The 16,610-nt window shown below is 46.7% G+C and carries 20 protein-coding genes; 10 read left to right on the plus strand and 10 right to left on the minus strand.

Annotated elements, in window-relative coordinates; translation table 11 throughout:
- Nucleotides 1–150 precede the first annotated feature (150 nt).
- The gene (yhzE1, locus tag SB724_RS00645) at nucleotides 151–237 is read left to right on the plus strand and encodes a sporulation protein YhzE1 (RefSeq protein WP_017417375.1); all 87 of its coding nucleotides are present in this window, start codon (nucleotides 151–153) and stop codon (nucleotides 235–237) included.
- A gap of 124 nt (nucleotides 238–361) precedes the next feature.
- Nucleotides 362–448, plus strand: a complete 87-nt coding sequence (yhzE2, locus tag SB724_RS00650) for a sporulation protein YhzE2 (RefSeq protein ID WP_003155248.1) — start codon at nucleotides 362–364, stop codon at nucleotides 446–448.
- Nucleotides 449–504: 56 nt separating this feature from the next.
- On the opposite strand, the gene SB724_RS00655 is transcribed toward yhzE2, so the two are convergent.
- Together SB724_RS00655 and SB724_RS00660 are read right to left on the minus strand one after the other, a co-directional pair.
- Nucleotides 505–723, minus strand: a complete 219-nt coding sequence (locus tag SB724_RS00655) for a hypothetical protein (RefSeq protein WP_003155245.1) — start codon at nucleotides 721–723, stop codon at nucleotides 505–507.
- 60 nt (nucleotides 724–783) lie between these two features.
- A complete protein-coding gene (locus tag SB724_RS00660) occupies nucleotides 784–1,314 on the minus strand; it encodes a DUF3267 domain-containing protein (protein WP_007409225.1) in 531 nt (176 codons plus the stop codon).
- 210 nt (nucleotides 1,315–1,524) lie between these two features.
- On the opposite strand from SB724_RS00660, the gene SB724_RS00665 reads away from it, so the two are divergent.
- Nucleotides 1,525–1,866, plus strand: coding sequence for a YhaI family protein (locus SB724_RS00665; protein ID WP_003155243.1), 342 nt, complete (start codon nucleotides 1,525–1,527; stop codon nucleotides 1,864–1,866).
- Here SB724_RS00665 and SB724_RS00670 read toward each other — a convergent pair.
- Together SB724_RS00670 and SB724_RS00675 are read right to left on the minus strand one after the other, a co-directional pair.
- Nucleotides 1,863–2,474: an HTH-type transcriptional regulator Hpr gene (locus SB724_RS00670; protein ID WP_007610395.1), complete on the minus strand. Its 612-nt coding sequence runs from the start codon at nucleotides 2,472–2,474 to the stop codon at nucleotides 1,863–1,865. The two genes, SB724_RS00665 and SB724_RS00670, sit on opposite strands and share 4 nt — an antisense overlap.
- 179 nt (nucleotides 2,475–2,653) lie before the next feature.
- The gene (locus SB724_RS00675) at nucleotides 2,654–3,010 is read right to left on the minus strand and encodes a YtxH domain-containing protein (protein WP_007409224.1); all 357 of its coding nucleotides are present in this window, start codon (nucleotides 3,008–3,010) and stop codon (nucleotides 2,654–2,656) included.
- 117 nt (nucleotides 3,011–3,127) lie between these two features.
- Here SB724_RS00675 and yhzF point away from each other — a divergent pair, with 117 nt between their 5' ends.
- Nucleotides 3,128–3,319: a membrane protein YhzF gene (gene yhzF, locus SB724_RS00680; RefSeq protein ID WP_007409223.1), complete on the plus strand. Its 192-nt coding sequence runs from the start codon at nucleotides 3,128–3,130 to the stop codon at nucleotides 3,317–3,319.
- Between the two features lie 60 nt (nucleotides 3,320–3,379).
- On the opposite strand, the gene SB724_RS00685 is transcribed toward yhzF, so the two are convergent.
- From SB724_RS00685 to SB724_RS00695, 3 genes are all read right to left on the minus strand, one after another.
- The gene (locus tag SB724_RS00685) at nucleotides 3,380–3,895 is read right to left on the minus strand and encodes a tryptophan transporter (protein WP_406527332.1); all 516 of its coding nucleotides are present in this window, start codon (nucleotides 3,893–3,895) and stop codon (nucleotides 3,380–3,382) included.
- A gap of 120 nt (nucleotides 3,896–4,015) precedes the next feature.
- Complete coding sequence (gene serC, locus SB724_RS00690) at nucleotides 4,016–5,095, minus strand: 3-phosphoserine/phosphohydroxythreonine transaminase (protein WP_410569735.1); 1,080 nt, start codon at nucleotides 5,093–5,095, stop codon at nucleotides 4,016–4,018.
- 135 nt (nucleotides 5,096–5,230) lie between these two features.
- Entirely contained in the window at nucleotides 5,231–5,668 is a 438-nt protein-coding gene (locus SB724_RS00695) for an HIT family protein (RefSeq protein WP_045207064.1), read from the minus strand.
- Between the two features lie 490 nt (nucleotides 5,669–6,158).
- Between SB724_RS00695 and SB724_RS00700 the strand changes: the two genes are divergently transcribed.
- From SB724_RS00700 to SB724_RS00710, 3 genes are read left to right on the plus strand one after another with little or no spacing between them, the layout of a single operon-like run.
- Nucleotides 6,159–6,902 (plus strand): ABC transporter ATP-binding protein, encoded by a 744-nt coding sequence (locus SB724_RS00700; RefSeq protein WP_025284506.1) that lies wholly within the window; start codon nucleotides 6,159–6,161, stop codon nucleotides 6,900–6,902.
- A complete protein-coding gene (locus SB724_RS00705) occupies nucleotides 6,895–8,121 on the plus strand; it encodes an ABC transporter permease (RefSeq protein ID WP_069007019.1) in 1,227 nt (408 codons plus the stop codon). The genes SB724_RS00700 and SB724_RS00705 overlap by 8 nt, the downstream gene beginning before the upstream one ends.
- A 42-nt stretch (nucleotides 8,122–8,163) precedes the next feature.
- On the plus strand, nucleotides 8,164–8,868 hold the full coding sequence (locus SB724_RS00710) for an EcsC family protein (protein WP_410569737.1): 705 nt from the start codon (nucleotides 8,164–8,166) through the stop codon (nucleotides 8,866–8,868).
- A 21-nt stretch (nucleotides 8,869–8,889) separates the two neighbouring features.
- On the opposite strand, the gene SB724_RS00715 is transcribed toward SB724_RS00710, so the two are convergent.
- The 3 genes from SB724_RS00715 to hmoB all read right to left on the minus strand — a co-directional run bounded on the left by SB724_RS00715 (nucleotide 8,890) and on the right by hmoB (nucleotide 12,148).
- On the minus strand, nucleotides 8,890–10,077 hold the full coding sequence (locus tag SB724_RS00715; protein WP_410569739.1) for a M20 family metallopeptidase: 1,188 nt from the start codon (nucleotides 10,075–10,077) through the stop codon (nucleotides 8,890–8,892).
- A 68-nt stretch (nucleotides 10,078–10,145) separates the two neighbouring features.
- Nucleotides 10,146–11,531 carry a hypothetical protein gene (locus tag SB724_RS00720; RefSeq protein WP_265972304.1) on the minus strand — a complete coding sequence of 462 codons (1,386 nt, stop codon included), beginning with the start codon at nucleotides 11,529–11,531 and terminating at the stop codon, nucleotides 10,146–10,148.
- Between the two features lie 116 nt (nucleotides 11,532–11,647).
- Nucleotides 11,648–12,148, minus strand: coding sequence for a heme-degrading oxygenase HmoB (gene hmoB, locus SB724_RS00725; protein ID WP_038457497.1), 501 nt, complete (start codon nucleotides 12,146–12,148; stop codon nucleotides 11,648–11,650).
- A 122-nt stretch (nucleotides 12,149–12,270) separates the two neighbouring features.
- On the opposite strand from hmoB, the gene SB724_RS00730 reads away from it, so the two are divergent.
- The 3 genes from SB724_RS00730 (at nucleotide 12,271) to hemH (ending at nucleotide 16,608) form a co-directional block, all read left to right on the plus strand.
- Nucleotides 12,271–14,412 carry a transglycosylase domain-containing protein gene (locus tag SB724_RS00730; protein ID WP_265972303.1) on the plus strand — a complete coding sequence of 714 codons (2,142 nt, stop codon included), beginning with the start codon at nucleotides 12,271–12,273 and terminating at the stop codon, nucleotides 14,410–14,412.
- A 123-nt stretch (nucleotides 14,413–14,535) separates the two neighbouring features.
- Nucleotides 14,536–15,597 (plus strand): uroporphyrinogen decarboxylase, encoded by a 1,062-nt coding sequence (hemE, locus tag SB724_RS00735; protein WP_029325967.1) that lies wholly within the window; start codon nucleotides 14,536–14,538, stop codon nucleotides 15,595–15,597.
- Nucleotides 15,598–15,672: 75 nt separating this feature from the next.
- Entirely contained in the window at nucleotides 15,673–16,608 is a 936-nt protein-coding gene (hemH, locus tag SB724_RS00740) for a ferrochelatase (protein WP_003155221.1), read from the plus strand.
- Nucleotides 16,609–16,610 lie beyond the last annotated feature (2 nt).

A 16,610-nucleotide genomic window follows, 5' to 3' on the forward strand; every position in this document is an offset into this window, starting at 1 on the left:
ACACTCCTAATCATCCAAATTAAATTGCATATGCGTATCATAACATATTGTGGCTTTCTGTAAAAAGATTTTAAATAAAGGGCATTCGTCTAGTCAAACTTTTTCCTGATACATACAAATATATTGATCATGAAAAGGAGGTAATGAACCATGGGCGGAGGATATTCAAACGGTTTCGCACTGCTCGTAGTACTGTTCATATTGCTTATTATCGTAGGTGCAGCTTACATTTGTTAAGCGAAACGGATCGCTTTTTCCAAAAGCGGTCCGTTTTCTTACCCGGGCGCCTAATCGTTTCAGAAGTAAATTGCATATGATGTAATTGGAAAAATAAAACGTTTTGTAGGAGGTGCTTTTGGAGATGGGTGAAGTATTTGCAGGCGGTTTTGCATTATTGGTTGTTCTGTTCATCTTATTGATCATCATCGGCGCTTCTTGGCTTTATTAAGAAAAAAATATGGCTGTCGGGGGTCAGACCTCCGTCAGCCATATTTTTTTGCCTGTTTACACAGTAAAGGAGATCTCGACGAATGAAGAGATCAGTAAAATTAAAATAGATACATTAATAAAACGGAATACCTTATCCTGCCGGTCTTCAGGAATCTCTCTGACAAGGCATAATGTATTTGTGAGCCTGTTTATGAAATAAAGAATAAACAGGGCAGCCACGATAAAATAGAATAAAATGATGGGAGATTCCCCCTCTCTCTGAACTGCTCCCATATTACATTACCAAATATTTATTAAAAAAGATAGAATGTAACCTGAAAAATCAGCGGGACATCAAGACTCCGGCACTTTTTTTACTAAAATATCAAAACCGTCGGATTCCTGGTCAATCAGACATGATTTGGGCGCTTTGACCAGATGGAGCGCAAACAGAAGATCAGGCAGGCAATACCCCGCATGAATGCTCGAAATCATATAAAAGTAATGAGCGTGTCTCGGAAAAGCCAGTCCGGCATAAAACAATAACGGCGTAATGAATAAAAACGGGCTGATCGTTGAAATCAGCATCGTCGTTTTCGGTATGCCTTTCCATGTCGGCATCCGCAAGAAGTACATTTTCATTTCCTTTTTTCTTTTTTTACAGATCATCGGCAGGACATGTATGACTTTATGTACAAATAAAGTAACAACGAGCAGAACACAAAAAGCAAACACGTGCCCGTCACTTAAACTGATATTCGGACGCAGCAGCCCGAATGCCAAGAAGTTGCATATAAAAAACAGGATCATAAAACCTACAGCAGTCAATAATAAACGAACCGCACCATAATCTTTGATCAGATTAATGGTTTTCCAGCAATTCATCAGAGTCATCCTTCCGTACAAAGATGGAATACAATCTCAAAATAATTTACTCTCTTCAGGAGAAAAAATCAATCCTTTTTTAAAGAAAAAAATAAACCTGGAAAGAGAAGAACAGAAGAGCTCGGTGAAACATGGAAATGTACGGTTTAACCTTTCTTCTCCATTCATTATCAGCTAAAATAAGATTAAAGATAGAAAGAAGTGAAACGGATGGATTCAATGGATCAGCGTATCGGGCGTTTAGAATATTACATACAATTGCTGGTGAAAACGGTGGATATGGATAAGTACCCTTTTTATGCGATGATGATTGAAAAAGGGCTGACCGAAGAAGAAGGAGAAGAGGTCGGGCGGATCTGCCGCGAATTGGAGGACGAGCTGGAGTCGCAAAAAGCGCAAGGCTTTGTGACGTTTGACAAGCTCCTTGCGCTTTTTGCGGGACAGCTGAACGAAAAATTAGATGTTCATGAAACGATTTTTGCTCTGTATGAGCAGGGGCTTTATACAGCGCTGATGGAAGAATTTATTGAGATTATGAAGCACTTTGATTAACTGTTGATCGGTTCCAGCTCTTCAGCCGTTTCATGGGCAGCCGATTCGTCTGTTTTTTTCTTCAGCCTTCCGTCTTCACTATCAAAATCATTGTTTATGTTTGTCAATGATTTCTCGAATATCTCCATAAAATCTTCGCCGTAAATGTGGCGGATGACACAGGTTAATTCTTCAACCTCAGGAAACTTCCCGAATAAGTGGTAGATCGGCTGTGAGCCTTTAAACACAGCGTTTCTCGATGGATCAAACTCCTCAAGCAGGCTTTCGAATACATTTTCCCCTTCTTCTGTTAACTGAATGTACGTGTTCCGTTTATCATTCAGCCGCTTGGAAAATTTCAGATATCCCCGTTCTTCAAGCTTTTTTGAAAAGTTAAATGCAGTTGATACGTGCATAACGCCGAATTTGGCGATTTCTGAAATAGAAGCTCCTTTAAGCTGATAGGCAATCCATAATATATGATGCTCATTAATATTAAGATCGTACGGCTTCAGCCAATTCTGCCAGTCTTTCTCGATAGATTTCCAGAGCGCTTTGGACAGCTGCGCCATTTTTTGGGTATAGATTAAAGCTTCTTTTAGATCGTAAGGCGGTTCAACACGATTCAATACAGATCACCTGCTTCACATTTTCTTTTCCTCTATTATGCCAATAAAATAAAGATTAATAAAGATGAAAATTTAAGAATTTTATAATAAATTCTTAATCCGTTGCTGGGAAAGGCTTTAAACCGCAAAAAAAAGTGCGGAACGCAATATGTCCGCACTTTTTTTGGTTGTATAGGATATTAGTTTTGTAAGGTTTTCTCCAGCTGTCTGATTTTCTCTTCGATATCAGCGATTTCCTTTTGGAGATCCTGCTGGTGCGGCTTGATTTCCTCCTGCCACCTTTTAATGCTGGTCTGAAGCTCTCCGCCTACGTCTTTAATGACTTCTGCGCTTTCTTTCGCCGTTTGGACAAGCTGATCCTTAAGCGCCATTCCGTCTTTTTTTAACCGTTTGATTGTGTCCTCAATTGAATTGCAATTCGCTTTGATTTTGCCCCGCAGCTCTTTTCCGGATGAAGGAGCCGAGAGTAACACCGCTGCGCCTCCGATCAATCCGCCTACGAAAAGGCCTGTTAAAAGGGAACGTCCGTCAGCCATTTGAAATCACCCCGTTTTTTTTCTCATAACTTTTATCATTTTTGTTCAGAAGAATAAACTTCTATACATAGCTTGCTTTATTTTAGCATATTTTTTAAGGGAAAAGGAGGGAGAAGGTTGTCTGTCTTTATGATTGTTTTATCTTGTATGGCTCTTGTCTTTGCGGCGGGCGCCGTTTATTATCTGAAACTGCTCGGCCAGGCCGCTTCTTATCCGCCGAAGCGGGTCGTCCGCCAAAAGGCCATTGTCTGCTCAGCAGGAACCGCCCTCGCATTGTTCCTTATCTTTTTCACAAAACTTCTCGTATAAAACATGCTGAAACACATTAAAAAACCTCTTCCGGCCGGAAGAGGTTTCGGTATGCGGTTATTACACCGTTTCAATCATATTGGACCGTTTTAAGATCGTCTGCACAATCGGATGCATAATGATAATGGCGATCGTATTCAGCGCAGCCGCCGGAAGGACGACCGCGAGCACCAATGCGGTGAATCCGCCCGGCAGGCCGACAATCAGAAGGGCCAGCGCCAAAAAGAGCAAACCGGAGATGAAGGTGCCGGCTATCGTAATGACGGCGGCGGCCGCTGTTTTCACGCTCTTTTTCACCAAAAGCGCCAGCGCGAGAAACAGAAACGCCGTTATCGGTTTTTCAATGATATTCGGAAGCTGTCCGCCTGGAAAAGATGTCGTGAGTGCGGAAATGATTCCCGTTACAATCCCGATCATCAGCACGTTCTGCACACGGGGGAATAACAGAATACCCATAAACATCATCACAAGCATCATATCGGGTTTCATTCCGAATAATACCGGCGGCATAATGGAATGAAGCACCGCTCCGATTGCCGCAAACAGGGCCATAATGACTAATTCTTTTGTTTTCATACTAAGCTCTCCTCTGCTAAGCTTTTTCGCCATCCAATAATATGCTCGTCATTTATTGCGATGGCCGGAAAAATTGATATGCAAACAGTATATCAAAGGAACCGTTATGTTAGAAGAAATTTATTCGTTTTCCTGCTGGAACTTTCTCATAAACTGAGCCAGTTTTTCACAATCAGCCAGGCTGACGGCGTTGTAGATAGACGCCCTGCAGCCTCCGACTGAGCGGTGGCCGCCGAGTCCGGTCATTTTAGCCGCTTTCGCTTCTTCAACGAATTTTTTCGTGAGACTGCTGTCGCGGAGGGTGAACGTGACGTTCATGTGAGAACGGCTGTCTTTTGCGGCATGCCCAGCGTAAAACCCGCCGCTTGCGTCGATTGTGCCGTACAGGACGTCGGCCTTTTCCTGATTGCGCCGTTCAGCCGCTTCGACACCGCCGTTTTCAGCCAGCCATTCAAGGACGAGGCTCAGCATATAAATCGCAAATGTAGGCGGCGTATTATACAGTGAATCGGCTTTTGTGTGAGTGGAGTATTTCAAAATTTTAGGGACGTTGGCGTTTTCGTTTTCAAGCCATGATTTTTTCATGATGACGACCGTGACGCCGGACGGCCCGAGGTTTTTTTGGGCTCCGCCATAGATGACATCAAACGTTTTGACATCAATTTTTCTGCTCAGGATGTCGCTTGACATGTCGGCTACGAGCGGGATCGGTGAATTCGGGAACTCTTTCCACTGCGTTCCGAAAATCGTGTTGTTGGACGTAATATGCAGGTAGGCGCCGTCTTTGATTCCTGAGAGGTCCGCTTCCGGTATGTGGTTGTGGTTTGAATCTGCGCTTGTTGCCGTGACGGATGTGTTTCCGAACAGTTTCGCCTCGGCGAGTGCTTTTTCAGACCATGCGCCCGTTACGATGAAGTGCGCCGTTTTTTCCGGCGTTAAAAAGTTCATCGGCAGCATGGAGAATTGAAGGCTTGCGCCGCCTTGAAGAAATAAAATATCATAATCGTCGGGAATATCCATCAGTTCTTTCAGAAGGCTTTTGGCTTTTTGGTGCACCGCGTCATATTCTTTGCTCCGGTGGGACAGCTCCATGACGGACATGCCGGTATCATTGAAGTTGATAAATTCTTTTTGTGCTTTTTGCAGCACATCCAGTGGAAGGGCTGCGGGTCCTGCATTGAAATTCGTTGTACGATCCATGTTTACGATCTCTCCCTGTTTTCCGCTTTAGTGTAAGAAATAATACAATTATCCTATCACAATTTTTTGATTTTTTTGATATAAAAAAATATAATTTATGTTTTTTGTGTTTCCGGACGCAAAAAAACCTCATCTTTAAGATGAGGCAAGCCGTTTTCTGACGGTTGAAGCGATCTCCTGAAGATCGTCAGGCGTATAGTCATCGGCGTGGGTCTTCCAGACAGCCCCGAAACCGTCGCCTTTTCCGTAACGCGGAATGATATGCATGTGAAAATGGAACACCGATTGGCCCGCTTTTTCACCGTTGTTATTGAGAATATTCAGCCCGATCGGCTCGAATTCATCGCGGATGGCGCGTGCGATTTTCGGCACCGCTTCAAAATATTCTTTAGAAAGCTCAGGCGTAAACTCGTACACGTTTTCGATATGTGTTTTCGGAATCACGAGCGTATGGCCTTTTGTGACCTGGCTGATATCAAGAAACGCCACGACGTGTTCATTTTCGTATACTTTTGAAGACGGAATGTCACCGGCAATGATTTTGCAGAAAATACAATCGTCCGCTTTGTGCATAGATGGGTTTCCTCCCTGAAAAGAAATATATGTATATTCTCATCGTACCACAAAAACGGCCAAAACAAAAAACAGGATGAACGGCTGCGCGTTCACCCTGATGCAGAAGTACGAGCTTTATCACAGAAAATTGAATATGCCTTTTGTAAGCACCTCATTTGTTTTTAAAATGAAGACTTATGGGTCTGCTTAATCATTCCTGGGACAAACACCTCATTTGATTATTTCATCATGAATGAAGAACATCATCAAAGCAGTGTGTGAAGAAATTGTAAGCACAGGACATGTTGATTTTCATCCAACTGTTCTAAGACGTCTTTTATAAACACCTCATTTTCAGTTGATTAAAGCTGTTTCCTTCTACATACATTATGATGTCCGCCAAAACGATAACTATGCACACTTTTCACGTGAGAAAAAAAGGGAATCGTTTCAAATCAGACTTTATTTTTGGTACTATGAAGAAAAACGAATCAGAAGGGGAGAAATTATGTCTCTGCTATCGGTAAAAGACTTAACCGGCGGTTATACGAGAAACCCGGTCTTAAAAAATGTTTCATTCACCCTTGAGCCGAACCAGATTGTCGGACTCATCGGATTAAACGGCGCGGGCAAAAGCACGACGATCCGGCATATTATCGGATTAATGGACCCGCATAAAGGCTCGATCGAGCTGAACGGCAAGACGTTTTCGGAGGATAAGGAAAGCTACCGCTCGCAATTTACGTACATCCCAGAAACGCCGGTGCTGTATGAAGAACTGACGCTCAAGGAGCATTTGGAGCTGACGGCCATGGCGTACGGCCTTTCCAAAGAAACGCTTGAAAAAAGGCTTCCTCCGCTTCTGAAAGAATTCAGAATGGAAAAAAGGCTGAAATGGTTTCCCGCTCACTTTTCCAAAGGGATGAAGCAGAAGGTCATGATCATGTGCGCGTTTCTCGCGGAGCCTTCGCTTTATATCATTGACGAGCCGTTTCTCGGCCTTGACCCGCTTGCGATCAATGCATTGCTGGAGCGGATGGACGCCGCGAAAAAAGCCGGATCAAGCGTGCTGATGTCAACACATATCCTGGCTACGGCAGAGCGCTACTGTGACGCTTTCATTATTTTACATAACGGCGAAGTGCGGGCAAGCGGCACACTGGAAGAACTGAGAGAGCAGTTCGGCATGGAAGACGCAGCTCTTGATGACTTGTATATTGAACTGACGAAGGAAGACGCCGGCCATGAATAATATGTCTACTATTTGGCAGTCCCGGCTTGAAGAGCATATAAAGGAAACCAGAATGTATATGAAATATATGCTCAATGATCATCTCGTCATTGTGCTGATCTTTTTTATTGCCGGCGCGGCAAGCTGGTACAGCAAGTGGGTCAAAGACATTCCCGTTCATTTTCCGTCATTTTGGGTGATGGCGGTGCTCTTTTCATTTGTGCTGACCGGTTCATACGTCCGGACGCTGTTAAAGGAAGCGGACCTCGTGTTTCTGCTGCCGCTTGAACCGAAAATGGGGACATACTTTAAACATTCATTTAAGTACAGCTATCTGTCACAGCTGTTTCCGCTTCTTGCTCTGTCGCTTGTATGCATGCCTCTGTTTTTCGCTGTAAGTCCGGGGGCGTCGCTTGCGTCGTATGCCGCCGTATTTATTCAGATGCTGGCGGTAAAAGCGTGGAATCAGGCCATGGAGTGGCGGATGACGTTTATGAATGACAGAAGCATGAAAATGATGGATGCGGTTATACGCTTTATCTGCAATATGCTGCTTTTATACTTCGTCTTACAGTCGTTTTATGTGTACGCTGCCGCCGTCTACATTGTGATGGCCGGCCTTTATGTGTATTTTACATCGGCCGCAAAACATAAATCATTAAAATGGGAAGCTCATATTGAATATGAATTAAGAAGGAAGCAGCGGTTTTACAGAATCGCCAATCTGTTTACCGATGTGCCTCACCTCAAAAAACAGGCAAAACGCCGGGCGTATCTCGACTTTTTGCTCAGAATGATTCCGTTTGAACAGCGGAAAACGTTCTCCTATATGTATGCGCGGGCCTTTCTGCGTTCAAATGATTATCTTGGCATTCAGGTCAGGCTCACGATTATTTTTATCCTGATTATTATGCTCGTTTCCGCCAATCCGTGGATCACGGCGGCGTTAACCGTATTTACCGTCTTTATTACGGGAATACAGCTTCTGCCGCTGTTCGGGCATTTTCATCACCTTTCTCTGCAGGAGCTTTACCCGGTCAATCAGAAAGCGAAGCTGCAAAGTTTCTTTTCGCTGATGAAATCGGCATTAACCGTGCAGGCGCTGCTGTTCTGTGCAGCGTCAGCCTATGCCGCGGGAGTCAGCGGGGCACTGTATGCGGCTGTTGCTTCAGCCGTTCTGATTTTTGTGATCATGCCTTCGTATATGGGCGGAAGATTGAAAAAGTACGGCAAGCTGTAATCAATCGGGTTTTTGAAACCTCAATGAAAGAAGGAGACACAGATGACCGACGATCAGCAGCTGATACAGGAAGCACTGCAATGGAAAGCGCGTTTTTTGCGCAAAGATTCTATGCTTGAACGTTTTTCTAAAGGAATGCAGGCGAAAATAAATGAGCGGATTCCCGATAAAATTCATGCCGTCATCACAGAAAGCATAAAAAAAATGACCGAAGCAACAATGGCGGGTTCAAATCTGGTGAAAAGCAAGCGGGATACACACGGTATGACGCTTGCTGAAAAAGATGCCTTCGCCAGACAAACCATCGTATCGTACCAAAAGGTCGCGGCAGCCGAAGGTATCGGTACGGGGGCCGGCGGAATTTTTTTAGGGATGGCTGATTTTCCTTTGCTGCTATCCATTAAAATGAAATGTCTGTTCGATCTTGCCTCTATTTACGGCTATGATGTGAAAGACAGGGATGAGCGATTGTTTTTGCTGTTTATTTTTCAGCTGGCTTTCTCAAGCGGTGAACAGCGGAAACGCATATACTCAATGATTGAACAATGGGATTCGAAGAAGCATGATGTCGATTGGAGAGTTTTTCAGCAGGAATACCGCGATTATCTGGACGTGGTGAAATTGTTTCAGCTTTTGCCGGTCGTCGGAGCCGCCGTGGGCGGAGCGGCCAATTATAAACTGCTGTCACAGCTCGGTGAGACGGCAAGGCACGTTTTTCATTTAAGAATCACAGCAGCCGGTACGTAATGTACCGGCTGTTTTTTTATGTCAGCGGGGGTAGCTCACCGCCGCACCGATAAGCACCTTGGCGGCCGTCAGCATCGCTTTTTCATTAAAATCAAATTTCGGATGATGATGAGGATAAATGGTTTCCGCGTTTTCTAAAGCGGCGCCCGTAAAGAAAAATGCGCCTTTTGTATGCTGCAGATAATAGGAAAAATCCTCTCCGGCCATCTGCGGCTCTCCTTCAATGACCTTCGTGACGCCCTCTGTTTCCGCTGCGGCTGCCGCCGCGTGCGCTGCCTCCTCAGGATGATTAACGACGGCGGGATAACCGCGCTTGAAACGATATTCATAGGAAGCGGAGTGCATGGAACAGATTCCTTTTACGACGGCTTCTATTTCTGCTTCGAGCAGGCTGCGCACACTTTCGTCAAACGAGCGGACGGTGCCTGATATGACTGCCTGATCGGCAATCGCATTAAACGGATTTTCAGCGATGAACGAGCCGGCTGAGATGACGGCCGGCTGCACCGGATTTACCCGCCGGCTGACGATATGCTGAAGAGCCGTGACGATTTGTGAGCCGATTAAAACGGCGTCCTTCGTATCGTGAGGAATCGCGCCGTGGCCGCCTTTGCCGATGACTTTAATCGTAAAGCCGTCAGCGGCGGCCATCACTGGGCCCGGGCGGCATAAGACCGTTCCGACGGGTTCAGTCGCCCATAGGTGTGTGCCGAAAATGGCATCGACATGTTCGAGGCAGCCATCCTCAATCATTGCTTTTGCTCCGCCGGGAGATAATTCCTCGGCGTGCTGGTGGATCATCACAAATGACCCTTTCAGTTTTTCCCGGTTGCGGTACAGCACTTTTCCGACCGCAAGCAGAGCCGCCGTATGGCCGTCGTGCCCGCAGGCGTGCATGACGCCGGGAATTTGTGAAGCATAGGGCACATCTTTTTCATCCTGTATCGGTAAAGCGTCAAAATCAGCTCTGAGTGCCACGACCGGTCCTGGTTCACTCCCTTCAATACAGGCTGTGACACCGTTGCCCCCGACATTCGTCCGGATGGGAACGCCAAGCTTTTCATAAAATGAGGCAATGAACGCCGGTGTTTTTTTCTCCTTAAAGGATGGCTCGGGATTCATGTGAAGGTGACGCCTGATTTCAACCATTTCCTCATACAGCCCGTCAAGCTGAGCGTTTAAGCTTTTTTGAAGTGTCGTTAACGTCAAAAGCGATGCCCCCTCGTCTGCTTTTCCCATGATTGTATAGAAAATGTCAGAAGATTTCAATCCTTTTGCTACGGGAGAATGATGATGGCGGCGATCGTTGTGACCACAAGTCCGGCCGCAACCGGGATAAAGTTTTTCCTGGCAAGCTCAAACGGGTCAACTTTACAAATAGCCGCAGCGGGAATCAGTGCCCAAGGGACCAATGTTCCGCCCCCGACCCAGATCGCTGAAATCTGTCCCAGCGCCGTTAAAACGGCCGGGTCCGTATGAAGCGCGGCGGAAAACAGCTTTGCCATCGAGCCTGCAAGAGATATACCGGAAAACCCTGACCCGTCGAGCCCGGTAATCGCACCGACTGCGGTCAGGGCGATGCCGGCGAATTCTCCGGACATCGGAAAAGAATGGGACAGGGCCAATCCGAGGTCATTGACGATCCCCGCAGATCCTTTCGGCAGCGGGGTGTTCAAAATACTTTTAAACCCCGCGTCACCGAGATAAAAGAAGGCCGCGATCGGAATAACGGGGCCGAATACTTTAAAGCCGAATTGAAAACCGCCGATAAAATACTCGGTGATCTTTTCTAAATGCCGCTCTTTATATACAATGAAATGAATGATCAGGAGAATGCCGATCGCGGTTCCTCCGACGAGTGCCGTCGCATCGTTTCCTTGCAGACGGTATACGATCATGCAGATAATATCGGCGAGAAAAACAAGCGGAATGAAAACCGCCAGGATCACCCTGAGTTTTTTCGGCAGATACATACTTGTGTCCAAAGAACCGGAGCTGTCCAAGGAGAGGGGGGCCTTCGTTTTTTTTCGATCCCGCATGATGAGGAAGAAAGCGGTGATTGTCGTCGTTAACCCCATGATCAAAACGAGCGGAATACTTGCCTGCATGACATCGCTCACGGGAATGCCCGCGGCATCGGCCGTTAATTTCGGGGCCGCCTGAATGACGTAATCCCCCGATAAAGCGAATCCGTGGCCGAACAGGTTCATCGCCATTGCCGCGGCGATCGGAGAAAGGCCCGCCCGGATCGCTGCGGGAAGCAGCACAGCGCCGATCAGCGCCACCCCGGGTGACGGCCAGAAAAAAAGAGAGATGGCAAACATCAGACAGCCGATAACCCAATACGCGACAGCCGGCCCTTTCATCAGCCTTGCAAACGGAGAAATCATCGCTTCATTAATACCGGTTTCGGTCAAAAGGCCGCTCATCGCCACGATAAAACAAATGATAAAAATCGTCGGCAGCAATTCTCCGGCGGCATACGTGAAGCTGTGAAACAGGCTGCTGACCGAAGCGGAGAATGAATGCGTCGTCCATAGCGCAATCACAAAAATGCCGGCAAGTGAAATAAAGGTTGTATCTTTTCTGAGAAGCATAAAAACGATAATGGCCGCGATAAAAGCAACATAAAGCAGATGTACCGAGTAGACGCCGATCCCCAATTGAACCACTCCGTTTATAAATAGGATTGATACAGGGTATTCATAGGCGGGCGGAAGGTGCAAGAACGAAGCGTAAAATCGGGACATTAAAAAAGCCGGAGAATCTCCGGCGATTTTCAGTCTATTGCGTAATAAGCGGTTACATAAGACGGACGGGAGAAAATAGACGTCGTGTCGATGCCGGCAGATGTTCCGCGTTTTTTATGAGCTTCCTGATAAGAGTTTGACTGCTGCCAGTCCTGAAAGGCTTTTTCTTCTTCCCACAGGGTCAGGATGACATACGTATCGCCTTCGAGCGGCCTTAATACGCGGATGGCTTGAAAACCGGGTTCATTTTCCACTTTGCCGGCGCGGTTTTTAAACCGGTTTTCAAACAGCGGACGGCCTTCCTGGGTAACGGCGATGTTGTTGAGGACGGCGTAGCCCGGCTTTTTGATTTCCCCGACGCTGTCGATGCTCTCATATGAATGGGGCGCCTGAAAAACGGTTTCTCCATTTGTTTCATGAATTAAGACCGCATTTTCCTCCCCTTGCATCAGCACCATATTCTCACTCGGGTGTTTCTTTGCAATCGTCTTTAAAAAATCGGCTGTCCCGTATGTAATATAAACCTTCATATCAGCCACCTCCTGCTTGCTAGTATATCAAAAGAGTGGTATAAGTTTCTATTGGCGACTCATTCTGACATAATTCGAAACAATATTTCCCATACTACAAGTTAAGAAAGGCGAGGTGACTTATGCTGAAAAAGAAAAAAAGATTCTTTATTCCGGCTGTAATTGCGGCGGCAACCGCTTTTCTCGCGTTAATCGGATACATTATCATCATATTTCTCGGTCATTATGTCATCGATGAAAAGAAATTAATACTGCACGCATCTTCAAAAATCGTCGATCAAAACGGTGATGAAATCGCGAGCCTCTATACGGAAAATCGCGAGCCGGTATCCATTCAGCAGGTTCCGGAAGATGTGAGAGATGCCTTTATCGCCGTTGAAGATAAACGGTTTTACGAACATCACGGCATTGATGTGAAGTCTGTCGGCCGGGCGGTGTTCCGGGATGTTTTAGCAGGCGGCAAGGTGGAAGGCGGAAGCACGATCACCCAGCAGCTAGCGAAAAACATTTTTCTGACTCATGATAAAACATTTTTGCGCAAGACGAAGGAAGTCATTATCGCCATCAATCTTGAGCGTGATTACAGCAAGGACAAGCTGCTTGAAATGTACCTGAACCAGCTTTATTTCGGCCATGGCGTTTACGGCATTCAAGCCGCGTCCCACTACTACTTTAATAAAGAAGTAAAAGATTTAACCGTTGCGGAAGGAGCCGTTCTGGCAGCGATTCCGAAGGCGCCATCTCTTTATTCGCCGATTCAGCATCCGGATAAAAATAAAGAACGCCGCGATACGATTCTTGCAATGATGAACGACCAAGGCTATATCAGCGCTAAGGAAGCCGTCAGAGCCCAGGGCCGGACATTGGGGCTTCATGTCAAGAAAACATCAGAAACGCCTTGGTTTGACAGTTATATTGATCTTGTCATCAAGGAGGCGGAAGACCGTTATTCGATGTCAGGTGAACAGCTGCTTCAAGGCGGCTATACGATCCGGACGTCACTTGATTCCAAGCTGCAGAAAACGGCATACACCCTCATGAAGGAAAGCGGCTATTTTCCGGGGACGGATCAGGCGGCAGAGGGAAGCGCCGTCTTTATTGATAATAAAACCGGAGGCGTGCGCGCGGCGGTCGGCGGACGCGACTACGTGACAAAAGGATACAACAGGGTTACGGCGAAGCGGCAGCCGGGCTCAACGTTTAAGCCGATTGCCGTATACGGGCCCGCCATGCAGGAAGACAAGTTCAAACCGTATTCGCTTCTCCAAGACAAACTGACGTCCTACGACGGGTATGAACCGAAAAATTATGACGGACAGTACAAGGGGGAAGTGACGATGCAGGATGCGATCACTTACAGCATAAATGCGCCCGCTGTCTGGACATTGAAGCAGATCGGCGTAGATACGGGAAAATCGTATCTTGAGAAAAACGGCATGAACGTTTCTGACAACGGACTCGCGATTGCGCTTGGCGGTCTGTCTGAAGGCGTCACCCCGCTTCAGCTTGCCGGAGCTTATCATACCTTTGCGGCAAACGGAATGTATACGAAGCCATTTTTTATAGAGAACATCACGGACGAAGACGGAGAAACGTTGTCCGGGCCTAAAAACGGCAAAACGCGCGTCTTCAGCGGACAGACGGCATGGAATATGACGAGAATGCTTCAGCAGGTCGTAAAAGAAGGAACCGCTTCACAAGGCAGCTATCAAGGTGACCTGGCGGGGAAAACCGGCACGACCACATTTCCCGGCGTCCCCGGCGCGACAAAGGACGCCTGGTTTGCGGGATACACTCCCGGACTGACGGGAGCCGTCTGGATGGGCTATGACAAAACGGATAAAACCCATTACCTGAACGGCGGAAGCCAATACCCGGTCAGACTCTTTAAAGATATCGTCACAAAAGCGGGGGAAAACGGCCGGACATTCAAAAAGCCTGAAAATGTGAAGGAACTGGGCAGCCCGATTGAGCTGGAGGCGGTAAAGTCCCTGTCGGCCCGTTATACATTTAAGGCGATGGGACTGATTACGGTTCAATTAAAATGGGATATTCAAAAGGATGATCGGGTTGTTTACCGAATATATGAGAAGAAAGACGGAAAAGACAAGCTTCTGGATTCTGTGAAAGGAAAAGGCAGCTTTGACATACCGTACGCCAATCTGTTTTCAGGGGCTTCATACAAAGTCGTTCCATATAATTCACAGACGGATCAAGAAGGAGAGGGAACGGAATACGTTCAGCCGAAGCTTTTTTCTTCTTAATCATGAATTCGGCGATTTTTTGAACATTAAGCCTCAATTCTATACGCTTTTGAAAAAACAAGGTATAGTGTAATGGGCGAAGAACACGAACGTATGGTTGCAGGAGGAAAGGTGGAAATTCAGATGAGTAAACGAGAAGCGTTTAATGATACGTTTTTAAAAGCGGCACGGGGAGAAAAAACAAATCACGTCCCTGTCTGGTACATGAGACAGGCGGGGAGGTCTCAGCCGGAATACCGCAAGCTGAAGGAAAAGTACGGCTTAGTCGAAATTACGCATCAGCCCGAGCTGTGCGCGTATGTGACGAGGCTCCCGGTCGAGCAGTACGGAGTGGACGCTGCCATTTTATATAAAGACATTATGACGCCGCTTCCTTATATCGGAGTGGATGTTGAAATAAAAAACGGAATCGGCCCGGTGATCGATCAGCCGGTGCGCTCTGCTGCGGATATTGAAAAGCTCGGCGAACTGAATCCCGAACAGGATGTTCCTTACGTGCTGGAAACGATCCGATTACTCGTAAACGAACAGCTGAATGTTCCGCTCATCGGTTTTTCGGGAGCGCCTTTTACGCTGGCCAGTTATATGATTGAAGGCGGGCCTTCTAAAAATTACAACAAAACAAAAGCGTTTATGCACAGTATGCCGCAAGCGTGGCAAATGCTGATGGACAAGCTCGCGGACATGATTATCGTTTATGCGAAAGCGCAGATTAACGCCGGCGCAAAAGCCATTCAGATTTTTGATTCATGGGTCGGCGCGCTGAACCGCGAAGATTACCGGCAGTTTATAAAACCGGTGATGGACAGAATTTTCCGGGAGCTTTCAGCAGAGCAAGTTCCGCTGATCATGTTCGGCGTAGGCGCAAGCCACCTGGCCGGGGATTGGCATGACCTTCCTCTTGATGTCGTCGGTCTTGATTGGAGACTCGGCATAGATGACGCCAGAAAACAAGGCATTACAAAAACGGTTCAGGGCAATCTTGATCCGTCGCTTCTTCTTGCGCCTTGGGAAGTCATCGAGAAAAAAGCGAAAGCGATACTTGATCAAGGCATGAAAACGGACGGGTTTATTTTCAATTTAGGGCATGGCGTATTCCCTGATGTCAATCCGGCAACGCTGAAAAAGCTGACGGCGTTTGTACATGAATATTCCGCGGCCAAAAAAACGGAACAATCTTCCTGAGCAGATCGTTGGTTATAAGAAGATTTTCCTGTCAAAATCAAGGTAGACAGACCATCAAACGAGGTGTTTAACAAAATGAGCAGCAAAAAGAAAATGGGACTTCTTGTCATGGCTTACGGAACGCCTTACAAAGAAGAGGACATAGAACGTTATTATACGCATATCAGACGCGGAAGAAAGCCGGAGCCTCATATGCTTCAAGATTTAAAAGACAGATATGAAGCGATCGGAGGCATTTCGCCGCTTGCAAAAATTACGCAGGAGCAGGCGGAGAAGCTCGCACAGCGTTTAAATGAAATCCAGGATGACGTAACATTCAAAGTGTACATCGGATTAAAACATATTGAACCGTTTATTGAAGACGCGGTGGCGGACATGCATAAAGACGGCATTACAGAAGCTGTCAGCCTTGTGCTCGCCCCTCATTTTTCAACATTCAGCGTCCAGTCATACAACAAACGCGCGAAAGAAGAAGCGGAGAAGCTCGGCGGCTTGACCATCAAGTCTGTTGAAAGCTGGTATGATGAACCGAAATTCGTTGATTATTGGGTCGGCCAGGTGAAGAAAACATATGAATCAATGCCGAAAGAAGAACGGGATGACGCGATGCTGATCGTCTCAGCGCACAGCCTTCCTGAAAAAATAAAAGAATACGGCGATCCGTATCCTGACCAGCTGGAGGAATCCGCAAAACTGATTGCCGAAGGCGCCGGAATTACCGATTACGCAGTCGGCTGGCAAAGCGAAGGGAACACCCCTGATCCGTGGCTCGGGCCGGATGTGCAGGATCTCACGCGCGAGCTGTATCAAAAGCATCCTTATAAAGCATTTGTATACGTGCCCGCAGGCTTCGTTGCCGATCATTTAGAGGTGCTTTACGATAATGATTATGAATGCAAAGCTGTGACCGAAGAAGTCGGCGCAAGCTACTATCGTCCGGCTATGCCGAACGCACAGCCTGAATTTATCGACGCGCTTGCAGCGGTCGTGCTGAAAGAGCTGGACAAGTAGAA

The sequence above is a fragment of the Bacillus sp. SIMBA_031 genome, assembly GCF_046535225.1.
GTDB classification, from domain to species: domain Bacteria; phylum Bacillota; class Bacilli; order Bacillales; family Bacillaceae; genus Bacillus; species Bacillus velezensis.